Origin of the sequence: Arthrobacter sp. GMC3 (assembly GCF_002929305.1) — a bacterium.
Taxonomy (GTDB): Bacteria; Actinomycetota; Actinomycetes; order Actinomycetales; family Micrococcaceae; genus Specibacter.
Map to the genome: position 1 here is coordinate 475,699 of NZ_PJIO01000003.1, position 19,384 is coordinate 495,082.

General features: G+C 61.1%; 12 protein-coding genes and 3 tRNA genes. 8 read left to right on the top strand and 7 right to left on the bottom strand.

Features of this window, described 5'->3' with window-relative positions:
* Positions 1 to 68: 68 nt before the first annotated feature.
* The 5 genes from serA to ilvD form a co-directional block, all read right to left on the bottom strand.
* Positions 69 to 1,664: a phosphoglycerate dehydrogenase gene (gene serA, locus CXQ94_RS08430; protein ID WP_258066864.1), complete on the bottom strand. Its 1,596-nt coding sequence runs from the start codon at positions 1,662 to 1,664 to the stop codon at positions 69 to 71.
* Between the two features lie 297 nt (positions 1,665 to 1,961).
* Positions 1,962 to 2,987, bottom strand: coding sequence for a ketol-acid reductoisomerase (gene ilvC / locus CXQ94_RS08435; protein ID WP_104088355.1), 1,026 nt, complete (start codon positions 2,985 to 2,987; stop codon positions 1,962 to 1,964).
* A gap of 79 nt (positions 2,988 to 3,066) precedes the next feature.
* On the bottom strand, positions 3,067 to 3,579 hold the full coding sequence (ilvN, locus tag CXQ94_RS08440) for an acetolactate synthase small subunit (protein WP_104088358.1): 513 nt from the start codon (positions 3,577 to 3,579) through the stop codon (positions 3,067 to 3,069).
* A 2-nt stretch (positions 3,580 to 3,581) separates the two neighbouring features.
* Entirely contained in the window at positions 3,582 to 5,462 is a 1,881-nt protein-coding gene (locus tag CXQ94_RS08445) for an acetolactate synthase large subunit (RefSeq protein ID WP_104088361.1), read from the bottom strand.
* A 441-nt stretch (positions 5,463 to 5,903) separates the two neighbouring features.
* Positions 5,904 to 7,679, bottom strand: coding sequence for a dihydroxy-acid dehydratase (ilvD, locus tag CXQ94_RS08450; protein WP_258066865.1), 1,776 nt, complete (start codon positions 7,677 to 7,679; stop codon positions 5,904 to 5,906).
* 260 nt (positions 7,680 to 7,939) lie between these two features.
* Between ilvD and CXQ94_RS08455 the strand changes: the two genes are divergently transcribed.
* The 3 genes from CXQ94_RS08455 (at position 7,940) to bcp (ending at position 8,740) form a co-directional block, all read left to right on the top strand.
* Positions 7,940 to 8,012, top strand: a tRNA-Lys gene (locus CXQ94_RS08455).
* A gap of 70 nt (positions 8,013 to 8,082) precedes the next feature.
* Positions 8,083 to 8,155 (top strand) — tRNA-Lys (locus CXQ94_RS08460).
* A 108-nt stretch (positions 8,156 to 8,263) separates the two neighbouring features.
* Positions 8,264 to 8,740 (top strand): thioredoxin-dependent thiol peroxidase, encoded by a 477-nt coding sequence (bcp, locus tag CXQ94_RS08465; protein ID WP_104088364.1) that lies wholly within the window; start codon positions 8,264 to 8,266, stop codon positions 8,738 to 8,740.
* Between the two features lie 84 nt (positions 8,741 to 8,824).
* Here the strand turns inward: bcp and CXQ94_RS08470 are convergent.
* Positions 8,825 to 8,906, bottom strand: a tRNA-Leu gene (locus tag CXQ94_RS08470).
* Between the two features lie 143 nt (positions 8,907 to 9,049).
* Here CXQ94_RS08470 and CXQ94_RS08475 point away from each other — a divergent pair.
* The 3 genes from CXQ94_RS08475 to CXQ94_RS08485 all read left to right on the top strand — a co-directional run bounded on the left by CXQ94_RS08475 (position 9,050) and on the right by CXQ94_RS08485 (position 15,750).
* Entirely contained in the window at positions 9,050 to 10,738 is a 1,689-nt protein-coding gene (locus CXQ94_RS08475) for an ABC transporter substrate-binding protein (protein WP_258066867.1), read from the top strand.
* A 142-nt stretch (positions 10,739 to 10,880) separates the two neighbouring features.
* Entirely contained in the window at positions 10,881 to 12,380 is a 1,500-nt protein-coding gene (locus CXQ94_RS08480; RefSeq protein WP_104088367.1) for a malate:quinone oxidoreductase, read from the top strand.
* Between the two features lie 58 nt (positions 12,381 to 12,438).
* Positions 12,439 to 15,750 carry an efflux RND transporter permease subunit gene (locus CXQ94_RS08485; RefSeq protein ID WP_104088370.1) on the top strand — a complete coding sequence of 1,104 codons (3,312 nt, stop codon included), beginning with the start codon at positions 12,439 to 12,441 and terminating at the stop codon, positions 15,748 to 15,750.
* A 10-nt stretch (positions 15,751 to 15,760) separates the two neighbouring features.
* Here CXQ94_RS08485 and CXQ94_RS08490 read toward each other — a convergent pair whose 3' ends face one another.
* Positions 15,761 to 17,221 carry an MFS transporter gene (locus tag CXQ94_RS08490; RefSeq protein WP_104088562.1) on the bottom strand — a complete coding sequence of 487 codons (1,461 nt, stop codon included), beginning with the start codon at positions 17,219 to 17,221 and terminating at the stop codon, positions 15,761 to 15,763.
* A gap of 214 nt (positions 17,222 to 17,435) precedes the next feature.
* Between CXQ94_RS08490 and CXQ94_RS08495 the strand changes: the two genes are divergently transcribed.
* Together CXQ94_RS08495 and CXQ94_RS08500 are read left to right on the top strand one after the other, a co-directional pair.
* A complete protein-coding gene (locus CXQ94_RS08495; protein ID WP_104088372.1) occupies positions 17,436 to 18,569 on the top strand; it encodes an LLM class flavin-dependent oxidoreductase in 1,134 nt (377 codons plus the stop codon).
* Positions 18,566 to 19,039: a MarR family winged helix-turn-helix transcriptional regulator gene (locus tag CXQ94_RS08500; protein ID WP_258066868.1), complete on the top strand. Its 474-nt coding sequence runs from the start codon at positions 18,566 to 18,568 to the stop codon at positions 19,037 to 19,039. The genes CXQ94_RS08495 and CXQ94_RS08500 overlap by 4 nt, the downstream gene beginning before the upstream one ends.
* Positions 19,040 to 19,384 lie beyond the last annotated feature (345 nt).

The following is a 19,384-nucleotide window of genomic DNA, read 5'->3' on the forward strand; positions in this document are numbered from 1 at the left end:
GGGACCACGCGTCCGAGGGACCCGAGCAATGGTTCGCTAGCGACCCATTGCTCGGGAGGACGTGGGGATTAGTCTTCCAGGTCCACCTCGCGGGCCATGGTGGCACCGATTTCGGCCTTGATGGCGTCGAGCACCGTCTGCGGGACGGAACTGTCCACGGTCAGCAGGGACAGGGCCTGGCCACCTTCGCTGTTGCGGGCCACCTGCATGCCGGCGATGTTGATGCCGTTCTCGCCGAGCAGGCGTCCCAAGGTGCCGATGACGCCGGGGCGGTCGGCGTAGGAGATGACCAGGAGGTGGTCGCTCATGGGGATTTCCAGGTCGTAGCCGTTGACGGAAACGATCTTTTCGATCTGCTTGGGACCGGTCAGGGTGCCCGAGACGGAGATCTGGGAATCATCCGAGAGTGCGCCGCGAATGGTCAGCACGTTGCGGTAGTCGGCGGACTCCAGCGTGGTGATCAGGCGGGTGTTAATGCCGCGCTGCTCGGCCAGGATGGGAGCGTTGACGTAGGAAACCTGCTCCGAGACGACGTCCTTGAACACACCCTTGAGCGCCGAGAGTTCCAGGGCCTTGACATCGAGCGCAGCAATTTCCCCGGCTACCTCGACGTCGATCTGGGTGACGGATGCGTGGGTCAGTGCGGTGAAGATCCGGCCCAGCTTCTCGATCAGCGGGATACCGGGGCGGACCTCGGCGGCAATGACGCCACCGGCCACGTTCACGGCGTCGGGAACAAGCTCGCCGGCCAGTGCCAGTCGAACGGACTTGGCAACAGAGATGCCGGCCTTTTCCTGGGCCTCGTCCGTGGAGGCGCCCAGGTGCGGGGTGGCAATGACGTTATCCAGGCCCAGGAAGTCAACATCCGTGGCGGGTTCCTTGACGAAAACGTCGATGCCGGCGCCGGCGATTTCGCCTTCGCGCAGCGCAATGTTCAATGCGGCTTCGTCAATGAGGCCACCGCGGGCCACGTTGATGACGTAGGCGGTCTTCTTCATCTTCTTCAACGCCTCGGTGCCGATCATGCCCAGAGTCTCGGGCGTGCGCGGCATGTGGATGGTGACGAAGTCGGCCTGCTCCAGCAGCTCATCAAGTGTCATCAGCTGCACGCCGAGCTGGGCGGCACGGGCCGAGGTGACGTAGGGGTCGTAGGCGATGACCTCCATGCCGAAGGCCTTGGCACGCTCGGTGATCAGGGCGCCGATGCGTCCCAGGCCGATGATGCCCAGCTTCTTTTCCAGCAGTTCGGTACCCGTGTACTTGGAGCGCTTCCACTCGCCGTTCTTCAGCGCCGTGCTGGCGGCCGGGATATGGCGGGCCAGGGAGAGGATGTGCCCGATGGTCAGTTCGGCGGCGGAGACAATGTTCGACGTCGGCGCGTTGACCACCATGACGCCTGCCTGCGTTGCGGCCTTGATGTCCACGTTGTCCAGCCCCACACCGGCACGTGCAATAACCTTCAGGTTCTTCGCGACAGCGATCGCCTCAGCATCGACCAAGGTGGCGGAGCGGACCAGGATCGCGTCAACGTCGACGATGGCCGAAAGCAGTGCGGAACGGTCGGCACCATCGGTATGGCGGATCTCAAAATCGGGGCCAAGTGCCTCGATCGTGGCGGGTGAAAGTTCCTCAGCGAGGAGTACTACTGGCTTGGTGGCTGTCACCGGTGACCTCTTTAGCTTTCGTGTGTGTTCTGGTGGGGATTTTGGTGATGGTTCTTTGGTTGAAAATTTCAACAAAAAAGCCGGACTCCAGTTTAGGTGGAGCCCGGCTTCCTTGCCGTAACAATCAGGCATTGCAGCGACGCAAGCGACGTGCGTCACATAGGCCTGAGCCGATGGGCCCACGCGCTTATCCGGACTGTTAGCCCACGACTTACGGACGCATCCGTATTGTTGGGCCCACGCTTGCCAGGTTCCCGGAAAATCGCGTCAGCGATTTTTCGGGCCGGCAAGTGGGGACTAGCGGGCTACGGAGCCTTCGGTGTAGTCGTCGCTGTTGGAGACCCAGGAGAACAGTCCGCGCAGTTCGCGACCGGTGGCCTCGATCGGGTGCTCTTCACCCTTCTTGCGCAGGGCCTTGAACTCCGGTGCGCCGGCATCCTGATCGTTGATGAAGCGTGTTGCGAAAGCACCGCTCTGGATGTCGGCGAGAACGGCCTTCATGTTTTCCTTCACCTCGGGGGTGATGACGCGCGGGCCGGAGACGTAGTCGCCGTACTCGGCGGTGTCGGAAACGCTCCAACGCTGCTTGGCGATGCCGCCCTCCCACATGAGGTCAACGATGAGCTTGAGCTCGTGCAGGACCTCGAAGTAGGCAATCTCCGGCTTGTAGCCGGCTTCGGTGAGAACTTCAAAGCCGTACTGGACCAGCTGCGAGGTGCCACCGCAAAGAACAGCCTGCTCGCCAAAGAGATCGGTTTCGGTCTCTTCGGTGAAGGTGGTTTCGATGACGCCCGCACGGGTTCCGCCGATGCCCTTGGCGTAGGAAAGGGCCAGTGCCTTGGCGCCACCGGTGAAGTCCTGCTCGATGGCGATCAGGTCGGGGATGCCGCGGCCGGCTTCGAATTCGCGGCGCACGGTGTGGCCCGGAGCCTTAGGGGCAACCAGGGCGACGTCGACGTCGGCCGGCGGGGTGATGTAGCCGAAGCGGATGTTGAAGCCGTGGCCGAAGAACAGCGCGTTGCCGGCCTTCAGGTTCGGTGCAATGTCCTCTGCGTAGACGAAGCGCTGCACCTGGTCCGGGGTGAGGATCATGATGACGTCAGCTTCGGCAGTTGCCTCTGCAACACTGAGCACGCGCAGACCCTCTGCCTCCGCTTTGGCGATGGACTTGGAACCTGCCTTGAGGCCCACGCGAACGTCAACACCGGAATCGCGCAGGTTCAATGCGTGTGCGTGGCCCTGGCTGCCGTAGCCGATAACGGCGACCTTGCGACCCTGGATGATGGAGAGGTCTGCGTCGTCGTCGTAGTACATGTCGGTCACTGTGTAACTCCTTGAATATGTGGTGAGTACTGCTTCGTTTTCAAATCAGTTTGTGTGGGGCCGCGGGGCCCCGCAGGCGCTAGGAAGCGCGCAGTGCCCGGTCGCTCATGGAACGGGATCCCCGTCCAATAGCCAAGGTGCCGGATTGCACGATCTCGCGAATGCCGAAGGGCTCCAGCACGTTGAGCAGTGCTGTGAGCTTGTCCGGGTGACCGGTGGCTTCGATGATCAACGAGTCTGTGGACACGTCAACCACTGAGGCGCGGAAGAGATCTGCAGCTTGGGTGACCTGCAGTCTCGTTGCGGCATCCGCACGTACCTTGACCAGGATGTGGTCCCGTTGCACGGAATTATCTGAAACAAGTTCAACAATCTTGATGACATTGACTAGTTTATTCAGCTGTTTGGTGACCTGTTCAATCAGGTCACCTTTGGCGTCGACCACCACGGTCATCCGGGATACCCCGGGGACTTCTGTGGGGCCAACGGCCAAAGAATTGATGTTGAAGGCGCGGCGGGCAAACATGCTAGCTACGCGGGTCAATACGCCGGGCTTGTCTTCAACCAGGACGGAAAGGGTATGCCGAGTCATTTCTAGTCCTCTTCTTCCCACACCGGGGTCATATTCCTGGCTACTTGAATTTGATCATTGCTGACACCGGAGGGCACCATCGGCCACACCATGGAGTCCGGGCTGACCACAAAGTCGATGACCACCGGGCGGTCGTTGATCGAAAGTGCCTTCTGGATGGTTGCGTCGATATCTTCCACCCGTTCGCAGCGCAAGCCAACACAGCCGTACGCGTCGGCGAGCTTGACGAAGTCGGGGATGTGAATGGTGTCGTGGCCGGTGTTCAGGTCCGTGTTGGAGTAGCGGCTTTCGTAGAACAGCGTCTGCCACTGGCGGACCATGCCCAGCGAGGAGTTGTTGATGACGGCAACCTTGATGGGAATGTTGTTAATCCGGCAGGTAGCCAGCTCCTGGTTGGTCATCTGGAAGCAGCCGTCGCCGTCGATGGCCCAGACCACGCGGTCGGGGTTGCCGACCTTGGCGCCCATGGCCGCAGGAACAGAGTATCCCATGGTGCCGGCGCCACCGGAGTTCACCCAGGAGTGGGGGCGTTCGTACTTGATGAACTGTGCGGCCCACATCTGGTGCTGACCAACGCCAGCGACGTAAACGCCCTCGGGTCCGGTCAGTTCGCCAATGCGGGAGATGACACGCTGCGGGGACATGAGTCCGTCCTCGGGCTCGGTCCAGCCCAGGGGGTAAGTGTCACGCAGGTTGCCCAGGAACGCCCACCAGTCACCCAAATCGGGGGTGCCATTGGCCTCAAACTCTGCTTTGACCGCGGCGGCCAGGTCCGGAATGATCTCCTTCACAGAGCCAACAATCGGCACGTCCGCGGCACGGTTCTTGGAGATTTCGGCCGGGTCGATGTCTGCGTGGATGACCTTGGCATGCGGGGCAAAGCTGCTCAGCACACCGGTAACACGGTCATCGAAGCGGGCGCCAAGTGTGATCAGCAGGTCCGATTGCTGGAGAGCGGTGACGGCGGAGACGGTTCCGTGCATGCCCGGCATGCCCACGTGCTGGGGATGTGAGTCCGGGAACGCGCCGCGGGCCATCAAGGTGGTGACCACCGGTGCGCCTGTCAGTTCGGCCAGTTCCAGAAGTTCCGCCGATGCGTGGGATTTGATGATGCCGCCACCAACATAAAGCACAGGCTTCTTGGCTTCACCGATCAGGCGGGCGGCTTCGCGCAGCTGCTTGGAATGGCCGCGGAACACGGGGCGGTAGCCGGGCAGGTCAATGACCGGCGGCCAGGAGAACGTCATGTGGCTCTGCTGGGCGTCCTTGGCAATGTCCACCAGGACAGGGCCGGGGCGACCGGTTGAGGCAAGGTGGAATGCTTCAGCCAGGACACGCGGGATGTCCTCGGGGTTCGTCACCAGGTAGGAGTGCTTGGTGATGGGCATCGTGATGCCCACAATGTCCGCTTCCTGGAACGCGTCGGTGCCAATGACACCGCTGGCAACCTGGCCGGTGATAGCAACGAGCGGGACCGAATCCATGTGGGCGTCCATGATGGGCGTAACCAGGTTCGTGGCGCCGGGGCCGGAGGTTGCAATGCAGACACCCACCTGTCCGGTCACCATGGCGTAGCCTTCGGCCGCGTGACCGGCGCCTTGTTCATGGCGCACCAGGACGTGATTCAACGAAGAGGCCATGAGCGGATCGTAGGTTGGGAGGATGGTTCCGCCCGGAAGGCCGAAAATGTCCTTGACGCCAAGTTCTTCAAGCGAGCGGACAATGGCCTCGGAGCCGAGCATCCGTACCGGGGCCACAACATTGTTGGGGCCGACGACGGCGGATGTCGGGTTGGGGGCGACGATGCCGGCGGCGCTGTGGCCGCCTTGTCCGGCGGACTTGTTGGCCATCAGCGCAGGGCTGGCGGGCGATCCTTTACTCATCGGTTCTTCCTTTGGGGAACTCATGCTCTTGGTATTTCTCTAAAGGTTGCGTTCATTTTGGTAGGTCACGCAGGTGTACGAGTTGCCGCTGGTGGTGGGAACAAAAAAACCCCTCAGCCACGAAGGCTCTCATCGAGGGGTTGGCACGTGAAGCTGACGTTCTCTTCTTGGGTGTCAGAAGGGTCTTGACCTTGGTGTGGTCACTTTGCGTCACGCGCTAGCTAATGACGACTACGAGCTTCAGTTGCATACCTGTAATCTCCCATTTTCGGCTCGGGAGTGTCAAACAGCCTCGCCGCATGTCTCACTATGTGGACTTGATGTCCACCCTGTGGTCATGGTGCTTGTTGACCCAACAGCACAAGGCGGCAGGGCACCTAAAGAATGATTCCCGAGGGCCCCGCACCTTAGGCGCCCGTGCGCCGTACAAGCGGAAGGGAATCACCCGCAGTAGGCGCCCGTGGAGGCACTGTTGACCAGCTTGGCATATTTGGCCAAAACGCCGGTGGTGAACTTTGCCGGCAGCGGCTCCCAGCCAATCTTTCTCGAGGCAAGTTCGGCGTCATCGACCAGCAGGTCAAAAGTGCGCGCTGCGATGTCAACGCGAATCCTGTCACCGTCACGCACGAACGCGATGGGTCCGCCGTCGACCGCTTCAGGGGCAACATGCCCAATACACAGCCCGGTGGTGCCACCGGAGAATCGGCCATCGGTGAGCAACAGAACGTCCGCACCCAGGCCCGCACCCTTGATGGCGCCGGTGATGGCGAGCATCTCGCGCATGCCCGGACCTCCCTTGGGTCCTTCGTAGCGGATCACCACAACGTCGCCGGCATGGATCTGCCCCTTGTCCAGGGCATCCAGAGCGCCCTGCTCGCGCTCAAAGACGCGGGCCGTACCCTCGAACACGTCCAAATCGAATCCGGCACTCTTGACTACGGCACCTTCCGGGGCCATGGAACCGTGCAAAATGGTGATGCCGCCGGTCTTGTGGATGGGGTTGTTCATGGCTCGCAGGACTTTGCCGTCGGGATCGGGCGGGTTGATCTCGGCGAGGTTCTGCGCCACGGTCTTGCCAGTGACGGTCAGGCAGTCGCCGTGGATGAGGCCGGCGTCGAGCAGGGCCTTCATGATGACAGGAACGCCGCCAATCTTGTCCACGTCGAACATGACGTAGCGGCCAAAGGGCTTCAAGTCGCCCAGATGCGGAACTTTGTCGCCAATGCGGTTGAAGTCATCCAGGGTCAGCTCAACATTGGCCTCGCGGGCAATGGCGAGCAGGTGGAGCACTGCGTTGGTCGAACCACCAAAAGCCATGGTGACGGCGATGGCGTTCTCGAAGGCTTTCTTCGTCATGATGTCGCGGGCTCGGATGCCCTCCCGCAAAAGATTGACCACCGCCTCACCGGACTTGCGGGCAAACATGTCACGACGCCGGTCGGCGCTGGGCGGGGCAGCGGAGCCCGGGAGTGACATCCCCAGTGCCTCGCCGATGCAGGCCATGGTGTTGGCCGTGTACATGCCACCGCAGGCACCTTCGCCGGGGCAGATGGCCCGCTCAATGGAGTCGAGGTCTTTCAGGCTCATTTTGCCGGCGGCGCAGGCACCCACGGCCTCGAAGGCGTCAATCAGGGTGACCTCCTTCTCGGTGCCGTCCTCCAGCTTGGCAAAGCCGGGCATGATGGAGCCGGCATAGAGGAACACGCTGGCCAGATTCAGCCGGGCCGCGGCCATTAACATGCCAGGCAGGGACTTGTCGCATCCTGCAAGCAACACGGAGCCGTCAAGGCGTTCGGCCATCATGACGGTTTCCACAGAGTCGGCAATGACCTCGCGGGAAACAAGTGAGAAGTGCATTCCTTCGTGCCCCATGGAGATGCCATCCGAGACGGAGATGGTGCCAAACTGCATGGGAAATCCGCCCGCAGCGAAGACGCCTTCCTTGGAACCTTGCGCCAGCCGGTTCAGGGAGAGATTGCACGGGGTGATTTCATTCCATGAGCTGGCCACGCCAATCTGGGGCTTGGCAAAGTCGTCATCCCCCATGCCTACCGCACGGAACATGCCGCGCGACGGGGCGGCATGAATGCCATCGGTGACCACACGGCTCCGGGGTTTAATGTCCGGCAATCCATCCGCAGTACGCACCACCTCGTCCCCCTGGTTTAGCGCGACGGTGCCCTCACCCTGGTCTCCTGCATTGATCTCCACGCTCATGGGGGCAGTCTATGACCGAAGCGTGATCCAGGCCACCATCAGGTGCGCGCAGCTTGTGAAGTGGAAAATTCCCGAATGAATCCCAGGAGGGGAAACCGCTAGATTCCGCGAATTTTGCCGTCAACAACTGTGATCCATGACGCAATTGACACCAAAAGTGGTGTTTCGATTTCACACTCCGCAAAAAAACCCGTATAGTTTCATGTCGTTGCGAGGAACACTGCGGATTCATTCCAAAGCGCTTCTCAGCAGTGAAAGATGCACCTCTAGCTCAATTGGCAGAGCAATTGACTCTTAATCAATGGGTTTCCGGTTCAAGTCCGGAGGGGTGCACGGGTAAAACCGTTCCAACACTGGTAACATCCAGTGTTGGAACGGTTTTTTACTGCAACGAATGAATAATGCACCTCTAGCTCAATTGGCAGAGCAATTGACTCTTAATCAATGGGTTTCCGGTTCAAGTCCGGAGGGGTGCACGGTGAAGAACAACCTCCGATTCGCTTAGGCGAGTCGGGGGTTGTTTTGTTTTTCCCACTATTACCCACCCCAGTACCAGCGGGTTAGCGCCCCCAAAGGAGATCACCATGACCGAACGCCTTATCCCCGGCGACGCTGCCCCCGCCTTCACCCTCCTGAACGCCAGTGGCGGAACCACCTCGCTGAACGACTTTGCCGGTCAAAACGTGATTGTCTACTTTTATCCGGCGGCATCAACGCCCGGCTGCACCAAGCAGGCCTGCGACTTCCGTGACAATTTAGCCTCCCTGCAGTCCGCCGGTTACCAGGTGGTGGGTATCTCCCCCGATCCCGTGGCCAAGCTAGCCAAGTTCGCGGCCAAGGAAGAACTTTCTTTCCCGCTCCTGGCCGATGAAGACCATGCGGTGGCTGAGCGCTATGCGGCCTGGGGTGAGAAAAAGAATTATGGCAAGACCTATCAGGGACTGATCCGATCCACCATCGTCATTGATGGCAGTGGCACAGTTTCCCTGGCCCAGTACAACGTGCGCGCCACAGGCCACGTGGCCAAGCTCCGCAGGGATCTGGGCCTGGTCTCGGCCTAGCAAGTCAGCGGCCGTGATTGCCTGCCCCGCAGTATCGCCGCGCAAAACAAAGGCCCCGCTGATTCAGCGGGGCCTTTCATCATGTGCGCAAGAGGGGACTTGAACCCCTACGCCCGAAGGCACAGGTACCTAAAACCTGCGTGTCTACCAATTCCACCACTCGCGCGTGATGTCCATAAGACGTGACAATACTACCTGTGATTTAGGGTGCCCGAGGACAACGACGCCGGAAGCGACGGCAAACGCCAAGAATCAGCCACTATGATAAGTGGCTGATGGAATTCCACCACATACAAGGAGACATAACTCGTGCCAATCGAGGCCGGCCGCCTGCTCAAGGCAGGGCGACGCGCAGTGGCGATTGCCGCCGTCGTACTTCTTGCAGTCACAGGCTGCACGAATCCGCAGGTCCCTGATCCCACGGACACGACGTCGTCCAGCCCCCCAGCGACGCCCGTCACCTTCACCCTTGGCACGGCATCGGATCCTTCCGGCTTCGATCCGGCGCTGGTCTCTGACTCGGAGTCGTACCGGGTGACGCGGCAGGTGCTCGAAGGGTTGGTGACGGTGGATCCCGTGACTGGCGCCCCGGCCCCCAGCCTGGCCACCGCTTGGAAAGAACTTAACGACGGCCTGGGCTACTCGTTCACGCTCCGCCCGAACGTCACCTTCCACGATGGAACCGCCTTTGACGCGGCAGCCGTGTGCACGAACTTTGACCGCTGGTACACCATGCCACCGGCAACGCGCGGCGACGGCTCGGAAGTGATGTTCAAGCAGGTCTTCAGCGAATTCTCCGACAACCCCACCGATTCCTTGTACAAGGGATGCACGGTGACCGGGCCACTGAGCGTGACCCTGAACCTGAAAATGCGCCTGACCGGCTTCTTGCAGGCCCTGACCATGCCGGCCTTTGCCATCTCCTCCCCCACGGCGCTGGCGCAGGAATCGGCCAACGTGCTCGATCAGAGCATCTCCGGCAACCAGGTCTCCAAATACGCCCTTCACCCGGTGGGGACAGGGCCGTTCACCTTCACCTCTTATGCAAAGGGGGTCACCACCATGACCGCCTACCCCGGCTATTGGGGTCAAAAGGGCCAGATCACTTCGCTGAAATTCATCACCTACGACCAACCCGAAACACGGCTGGCCGCCCTGGATGATGGAACCCTGGACGGCTTTGACCCTGTGACGCCCAGCAATTTCGACAAGCTCATCAAAAGCGGCAAGCAAGTGCTCCAACGTGATCCGTTCTCAGTCATGTACGTCGGGATCAACCAGGCAATCCCGGTCATGGCCGACCTCAAGGTCCGCGAAGCCGTTGCCGCGGCGATAGACAAAACCACCTTGGTCAACAACTTCTTCATCGCAGGGACCGCGACCACAGCGCAGTTCATCCCGCCAAAGCTAAGTGCGTTCAACAACGCCGCGCAGGGCATCGCGTTCGACCCGGTCAAGGCAAAGGCTCTGCTGGCGGAGTCCAGCTACAAGGGCGAGGAGCTGAAGTTTTACTACCCCACCAACGCCGCCCGGACGTACCTGCCGACGCCGGAAAAGGTTTACGCGGAGATTGCCCGGCAGCTGACTGCCGTGGGCTTCAATATCAAGCCGGTGCCGATCGCCTGGAACAACGGCTACGTGACTGCCGTAACAAACCCGGGTGACCACGCATTGAGCCTCATGGGCTGGAATGGCAGCTACGCGGATCCGGATAACTTTGTGGGCCCCCTTTTTGGCTCCACCAACGGTGAACTTGGCCTGGTTGACCCCCAGTTGGTTTCCAAGATCACCCGCGCCCGCAGCATGCCCAATGGCGCCGAACGAACGGCAGCCTACGAATCGATCAACAAGCAGATCGCCGCAACCGTTCCGGCCGTCCCCATTGCGTTCCCGATTTCGGCCATTGCGCTCTCGGACAAGGTCACTAGTTACCCGCTGAGTCCGGTGCTCAACGAAGTTTTTAACAACGTCACCCTCAGCAAGGACGCCACGAACTAACCCCGGCCCTGGCACCCATGACCATGCCCGGCTGCTCCCACCCGGGACACCGCAGTGTGACGTGGCTCCCCTGATTTACGCATAGGCTCCCTCCCGCGATACGCTTCTACCGCTAGGAAGAGCCTCTATTCGGAGTTGGACTGTGACTTTCATCTCGACCACCAAAGACGCTGACGTCGTCCTCATCGGAGGCGGCATCATGAGCGCCACGCTGGGCACCATGCTCAAGCAACTCGAACCAAGCTGGAAGATCGTGCTGTTTGAACAGCTCGATGAAGCCGGTTTGGAATCCTCCAGTCCCTGGAATAACGCCGGTACCGGCCATTCCGCGCTCTGCGAGCTTAATTATTCCCCGGCCGCCAAGGACGGCTCCGTCAATCCGGCTAAGGCCATTGGCATCAACGAGCAGTTCCAGTTGTCCCGCCAATTCTGGTCCCATCTGGTGGCCAATGATTTGATCGGCTCCCCCAAGGGCTTCATCAATACGGTTCCGCACATGAGTTTTGTCATTGGCGATGACCACCGCAAGTTCCTCAAGGCCCGCCACCAGGCACTTTCGCCCAATCCAGTGTTCTCCTCCATGGAGTACACCGAGGATCCGGCACAGATCGCCAAGTGGGCCCCTCTGGTCATGAAGGGTAGGGACGCCGCACAAAAGGTGACCGCTACCCGCTCGTCCGAGGGAACCGACGTCGACTTTGGCGCGTTGACCCGTGAGCTCATCGGCTACATGGGCAAGAACGACGTCGAGATTAACTACGGCACCACCGCCACCAATGTTTCGCGCACGTCTGACGGCAAATGGGACATTGCGCTCAAGCATCCCAAGTCCGGTGAACACGGCAAGATCACGGCCAAAAAAGTCTTCATCGGTAGTGGTGGCGGCGCGTTGCACCTGCTCCAGCTCTCCGGCATCCCCGAAGGCAAGGGCTTTGGCGGCTTCCCCGTCTCCGGCCAGTTCTTCCGTTGCACGGACGAGTCCCTGGCCTCCAAGCACGACGCCAAGGTTTACGGTCAGGCGTCGGTGGGCGCCCCGCCCATGTCTGTCCCGCACCTGGATACCCGCTATGTGGATGGCAAACGCTCACTGCTGTTTGGCCCGTACGGCGGCTTCTCCACCAAGTACCTCAAGACCGGTAGCTACATGGACCTCCCCGGCTCCATTCGCCCCAACAACATCATCCCGATGCTTGCCGTGGGCAAGGACAACCTTGACCTGGTGAAGTACCTGGTCACCGAGGTCACCAAGACCCATGCCGGCAAGGTGGAGGCACTCCACGAATACTTCCCCGAAGCCGACGGCAAGAACTGGGAACTGATCACGGCCGGTCAGCGCGTGCAAATCATCAAGAAGGATGCCAAGAAGGGCGGCGTGCTGCAGTTCGGCACGGAGGTCATCACGGCAGCCGACGGCACACTTTCGGCCCTGTTGGGAGCTTCCCCCGGAGCCTCCACCGCGGTGCCCATTATGCTGGAATTGTTGCAGCGCTGCTTCCCGCGTAAGTTCAAGCTGGAATGGCAGGATTCCCTGCGCGAGATGATGCCGACCTTCGGCACCAAGCTCAACGAGAATGCAGATTTGTTCGAGCAGACTTTGGCCTCAACCGCTGCAACTTTGCAGTTGAAAACGGACAAAGCCTAACGTTCCTTACCTTTCATCGGGCTAAGCGGAACCGGAATAACACAGTGGGAGTGTCCTTATGTTTCGTTTAGCACAGATGTCCTTGGGGAACCGGGCGTTGATTGCCCTGATCACCATCTTTGCGGTGGTGTTCGGGGTAATCACGCTCGGTTCGCTCAAACAGGAGCTCATCCCCTCCATCGAGTTCCCACAAATCACTGTTGTCTCGGCCATGCCGGGAGCCTCCCCCGAGGTGGTCGACAAGCAAGTCAGTGAACCGCTGGAAGCGGCCCTGAACGCCGTCGAAGGCCTGGAGTCAAGCACCTCCACCTCGCGCAGCGGCATCTCGACCATCAACTTGGCCTTCACCTACGGCACCGATTTGGACCGTGCAAGGAACCAGATTGACCGGGCCATCTCCAACGTCAGAGCACAGTTGCCCTCCGGCGTCGCACCCCAGCCCATTGCCGGCAGCATTGCCGACTTCCCCATCGTCTTCTTGGCGGTCTCCTCCGACCAGGACCTGGCCGCGCTGAACACCGATCTTGCCCGGGTGGCCGTTCCCAAGCTCATGAAGATCGACGGCGTGCGTAGCGCGGACGTGACCGGCGCGAACTCCCAGCACATCGCCATCCTGCCCGACCCCGCCAAAATGGCCGCCGCCGGCGTCAACGTCGCCGCCATCACCAGCGCTTTGAAGGACAACGGCACCTTGGTGCCCGTGGGCTCCCTCAGCACAGACGGGAAGACCCTGTCCATTCAGGCCGGCAGCCCCGTCGATTCCCTGGACGCAGTCAAGGCTCTGCCCCTGGCGGCCAGCGGCCCGGCTAATCCGGGCGCGGGTATTCCCACACTCGGTTCCGTTGCCAGCGTCGCCTTGGCCGATGACCCCACCACCTCTATCACCCGCACCAACGGCAAGGCCACCCTGGCGCTGTCCATCACCAAGATTCCAGCCGCTGACACCGTCACGCTCTCCCATGAGATCAACGCTCAACTGCCAGCACTAGAAGCCTCCCTGGGCCACAACACCAAGTTCACCACCGTCCTTGACCAGGCCCCCTTCATCGAAAAATCCATCCACGACCTCACGGTGGAGGGCCTGCTGGGGCTCGGGTTCGCCGTAGTGGTCATCTTGATCTTCCTGTTCTCGGTGCGATCAACCCTGGTCACGGCCATTTCCATCCCGTTGTCGCTCTTGGTGACGTTCATTGGTCTGTGGGCCACCGGATACTCCCTGAACATCCTGACCCTGGGCGCGCTGACCATTGCCATTGGGCGGGTGGTGGATGACTCCATTGTGGTCATTGAGAACATCAAACGGCACCTGAGCTATGGCGAGGACAAAAAGGCCGCGATCCTCTCCGCCATCCGGGAAGTTGCCGGGGCCGTGACCGCCTCAACGCTGACCACGGTGGCGGTGTTCTTGCCCATCGCGTTTGTTGGTAGCCTGGCCGGCGAACTGTTCCGCCCGTTCGCGCTTACCGTCACCTTCGCCCTGATTGCCTCACTTTTTGTCTCCCTGACCATTGTTCCGGTGCTGGCGTACTGGTTCCTTAAAGCCACGCCTCACACATCCGACGCCGGCGCCCCCCTGACGGGAAAGGCCCTGCTGAAGGCTGTGGAGGAGAAGGAACGCACCTCCTGGTTGCAGCGCGGCTACCTGCCCATACTGGCCAAGACACAAAAACATCCCGTTTACACCTTGATTGCCGGCGGCATCATCTTGGTAGCAACGTTCGCCATGACCCCGCTACTGCCGACCAACCTGCTCGGCGACACCGGCCAAAACAGCATGAGCATCTCCCAGCAAATGCCGCCCGGCACCAGCCTTGATGCCACAAGCGACGCAGCCGAAAAGGTGGAGTCCGTGGTGCGCAAGATCGACGGCGTCCAGGACGTCCAGGTCACCATTGGCAACAGCTCAAGCGGCTTCTCGGCGCTTCTTTCCTCGGGTGCCTCCACCGCGTCGTTCCAGGTCATCACCAAACCGGATGCCGACCAGGTCAAACTGCAAGACACCGTGCGGACCGCGATCGCGGCCATCAAGGACGCAGGGGACATAGCCCTTGGCGCCTCAGGCGGCGGCTTTGGCACCTCCAACACGGTGGACATTACGGTGAAAGCTTCCACCGGGGCCGAACTCCAGGAAGCCGCCGATTCGCTGGTGAAGGAGATGACCGGCCTGCCCGGCGCGCAGTCCGTTTCAAGCAACCTCTCCGCCGCACAGCCCGTGGTGCAGGTAACCGTGGACCGGGCCAAGGCCGTCGCGGCAGGACTCGACGAATCACAAATCACCGGCCTGCTGGCCGCCACCGTCAGCCCCATCCCCGGCGGCACAGTGCGGATCGACACCACGGACTACAAAGTCCAGGTGGGCACCGGCACCAAGTTCGACTCCGTAGCAGCCTTGGCCGCAGCGCAGATCCCCACTGCCGCCGGTCCGGTCCCGCTGACCTCGGTCGCCACGGTCAAGCAGGTGGACACGCCGTTGACCATCACCTCCTCCAACGGCCAGCGCACAGCCACTGTCTCGGTCACACCGGAAGCAGATTCGCTGGGCTCACTCAGTTCCGAGGTCCAAAAGCGTCTTGATACGGCCACCCTGCCGGCGGGTGCCATCGCCACGATAGGCGGCGCGGCAACCCAGCAGGCGGAGTCATTTAGTCAGCTTGGGCTTGCAATGCTTGCCGCCATCGCCATCGTGTACGTGATCATGGTGGCCACCTTCAAGTCATTGGTGCAGCCGATGATCTTGCTGGTATCCATCCCGTTCGCGGCAACCGGCGCCATTGGCCTGCTGCTCATCACGCGCATCCCCCTGGGCCTGCCGTCCCTCATTGGGATGCTGATGCTGGTGGGCATTGTGGTGACAAACGCCATCGTGCTCATTGACCTAATTAATCAGTACAGGCACCCTTCAGGGGACCGCCCGGCCATGAATGTTGCTGACGCCATTGAGCACGGCGCCCGCCAGCGCCTGCGCCCCATCCTGATGACGGCACTGGCCACCATCTTCGCCCTGACTCCCATGGCGCTGGGAGTGACCGGGGGCGGAGGGTTTATCTCCCAACCACTGGCCATCGTCGTGGTGGGCGGTCTGGTGTCCTCCACGGCACTGACACTGATCCTGGTACCGGTCCTGTACCGCCTGATCGAGGGCCGCAAGGAACGCCGGGACCTCATCAAGGCCCTGCAGGTGGTCCATGTGCCAACGGCTGGTGCGGGTGCGTCTACGTCACAGGCAAGCCCCGATGCGTCGGAGCCCGGCGAGGATTCGTCGAAGCCCAGCCCCGACGCAGCCATGCCAGAGGCCAAGCCCGCAGAGTTCCTTGACTGGACCACCGGAGCAATCCCCAAGGTCACCGGCCGGCGGGCCGCGACGGACTAGCGCTTCGCTATCACGGCTGTGCGGGGATGTTCAGCGTGGCACCGAAGGCTAGCTTGGGAACAAAGAACAGGGCCACGGCAGCCACCAAGGCTGTCACCCCGCAGATGGTCCAGACAAGCATGTACCCGGAAAGCGGTGCCGCAGTATTTTCTGCTCCCGCGGTGATGGAGCCCAGTGCCTGGCCAGCCAGAGCGATGCCGAATACGCAGGAGGCGAACGCTCCACCCACTGTTTTGGTGGCGTTGGTCAGGCCCGTTGCCATACCTGTCTGTGTCAGCGGGGCCGCGGCCGCCGCAGCGGATGGCAGCGCAGCCACCAACGCACCACTGCCTATGCCGGCAATCGCCATGTTCGTCAGGACCTGCGTCATTGAGCCGTGGAAGGGCAGGAAGAGCAGGTAACCCACGGCGACCAGGACAGCCGCGCTCATCAAGGTGATTCTCGGCGTCGTCCATCGTGTGACAACTGGGTACAGCAAGGCACCCGCCAACAGGCCCAGAACGTAGACGCCGATGAGGATCGAGACCAGTCCGGAGCTGGCACCGAGGCCGTAGCCCACCTCGTCGGGGTTGGTGCGGGCGAAAGTAGACAGCGGGGCCTGCGCACCGAGGACCGAGACTCCGAACAGGAACGCCGTCAGCTGTACCGGCCACATGCTGGGCTGACGGAGCAGGCGGATGTCGATGAGCGGATCCTTGTGGCCGAGTTCATGGCGAGTGAACGGGACAAGGGAGGCGATACCCAGGATTACGGCGGCCCAGGCCCACCACGTGCCGGGCCCGTTGATGCGCATGAACGTCAGGCCGGCTGTGATGAGGAGCAAGCCGGTGGAAAGCAGCGTCAAGCCCATGGTGTCGATCCGCCCGCCGGTGCGGTTTTCAGATTCCGGCACGCCGAAGAGGATGACGAAGAAGCAGAGGGTCACGGCGATGGCCGGGATCATCAAGGTCAGCCACAGTTTGCCGGGCAGGGCACCGCCTATGAAGCCACCGGCAAGTGCACCGGCGATGACGCCAAATTCCAGCCCCGCCACGAGGATGCCCGCGGATTTGCGGGTCAGTGCTGCGCCGTCCGGGCGGTGGTGAGAGCGGCTGTAGATGAGCGCGATTTCCAGCGGTAGCCAGACCACGTAGAAACCCTGCAGGGCCCAGGCAATGATGAAGATCCAGAAGTTTGGCGCAAACGCTACGCCCCATGAGGCCGCCGCGGTTAGGGCGGTGGACAGGAGAAGAATTTTGCGATGGCCGATCATGTCGCCCAGTTTGGCGAGCACCGGCACCACCAGGGCACTGACCATGAGCTGGGCGGCCTCAAACCAGTTGACGTCGGCGTCGTGAATGCCCAGGAATCGCGCAATGTCGGTGAGCAACGGGGTGTAGTAGCCCTGCAGGATGCCGCTTGTCAGTTCCACTAGCACCAGGAAGCCGACCACTGCTGCTGCTGTGGGGCCGGCCTGTAATCCTGGCCGCATGGCCCGGCTGTTTATTGAAGCCACAAAGATTCCCTCCACCAAAACTGTGACATGGCGTACATAGCGCCTGAGAGCATCCTAGTACCCGCCGGTAACGTGCGCCGGGGACACCGGATTGTTGCGCCGGAATATTTTGCCCTCCCCGTCACTTGGAAGGTATATTAGATGCAAACGCATATATCTCTCGCGTTGGTTGCGGAACAAGGAGCACAGCATGCAGTTCGGAATTTTCAGCGTCGGCGACGTCACACTTGACCCCACCACCGGTCACATGCCGACCGAGCACGAGCGCCTGAAGGCCATCACCACCATTGCCAAGCACGCCGAAGACATTGGCATGGATGTCTTCGCTACGGGTGAGCACCACAACCCGCCGTTCTATCCCAGCTCCCCCACTACCATCCTGGGCTACATTGCTGCGCAAACCGAGAAGATCATCCTCTCCACCACCACCACGCTGATCACCACCAATGACCCGGTGAAAATTGCGGAGGACTTCGCAACGTTGCAGCACCTTGCCGATGGTCGCGTGGACCTGGTGCTGGGCCGCGGCAACACCGCCCCGGTGTACCCCTGGTTTGGCAAGAACCAGCAAGATAGCGTGGAACTGACAGTTGAAAACTATGCCCTCCTACGCCGCCTGTGGGATGAGGAAGTGGTCAACTGGGAAGGCAAATTCCGCACGCCACTGAGGGGATTCACCGCCACACCGCGCCCGCTCGACGGCGTCGCACCGTTTGTTTGGCACGGTTCCATCCGCACACCGCAGGTTGCCGAGATCGCCGCGTACTACGGCGATGGTTTCTTTGCCAACAACATCTTCTGGCCCAAGGAGCATTACCAGCAGCTGATCAGCTTGTACCGCGAACGCTACGAACACTACGGGCATGGCAAAGCCGACCAGGCCATTGTGGGCCTGGGCGGACAGTTCTTCATCCGCAAGAACTCGCAGGACGCCGTCAACGAGTTCCGACCCTACTTCAACAACGCCCCCGTATACGGCCATGGCCCTTCCATGGAGGACTTCACCTCACAAACCCCGCTGACTGTTGGCAGCCCGCAGGAGTTGATCGAGAAGACGTTGACGTTCCGCGACTACTACGGCGACTACCAGCGCCAGTTGTTCTTGGTGGATCATGCCGGCCTGCCATTGAAGACCGTCCTGGAGCAGTTGGATCTCTTTGGCTCAGAGGTGCTGCCAACTCTTAGGGCAGAGTTCGCTGCCAACCGCCCGGCCCACATTCCCGACGCCCCCACCTTCGGGGCACGCAAGGCTGCCAAGTTGGCAGCCGAAGCGCACGCGGCTGGCGTGTCAGAGGGAACGTCCACCGCGGCGGTGCAGCCGTGACCTCGGCAGCAGCACACCGCCGTTTGGCAACCGACGCCTGGGAGTCTTTGCTGCGTTCCCAGGTGGCGGTCATGCGTGAACTCCACAAGGAACCCATCTTCAAAAAGGTGGGCAGCCGGGAGTACGACGTGCTGTTCAACTTGTCCAGATGCCCCACCGGGTGGTTGCGACTCAACGAGCTCAACGACAACGTCCTCCTTACCCAGCCCAGCATTTCCCGACTTGTCGACCGGCTGGAGGCGCGCGGCCTCATCCAACGCAAAACGCCCGACGACGACCGGCGCGGTGTGCTCATTGGCCTCACCGAGGCGGGTGCCGCGTTGCAAAAGGAAGTGGGTCGGGCTCATGTGCAGAACATTATGCAGATTATGGAGGACGCACTCACAGACGAAGAGATGGCTACTTTGCTGGAACTCACCACCAAGTTGCGATCCTCGGTAGCCGGACCAGCTTCTGCATCTATGAGTTAGGCGAGTTCTCCTCTTTTCGCCCGTTCCAGTACTCATGCCTTGGTTCGTAAGTTTCACGATGGCAACGAATGCGACGGCGGCATCTGCTTCGCTAGGGTCGCCGTCAAGGTTCTTGTACGAGCCCTGGACTTGGAGATATGGGCCAGCTGTCTTCGGGTCCACCAGATATGGTGGCGCTTGCTGCCAATCGGTGCGTTAGGCAGCAGGAGTTTTCTTGTGGTTTTTTGAGGGGCCTCGATCTGTTGGATCGGGGCCCTTTGTTGTTCCTGGGCTGCGGGTTGGGGTTGGTTCTTACTTTCGCGGTCTTTGGTGTTATGGGTTTTTGGGGAGTCCGTGGTGGTAGGT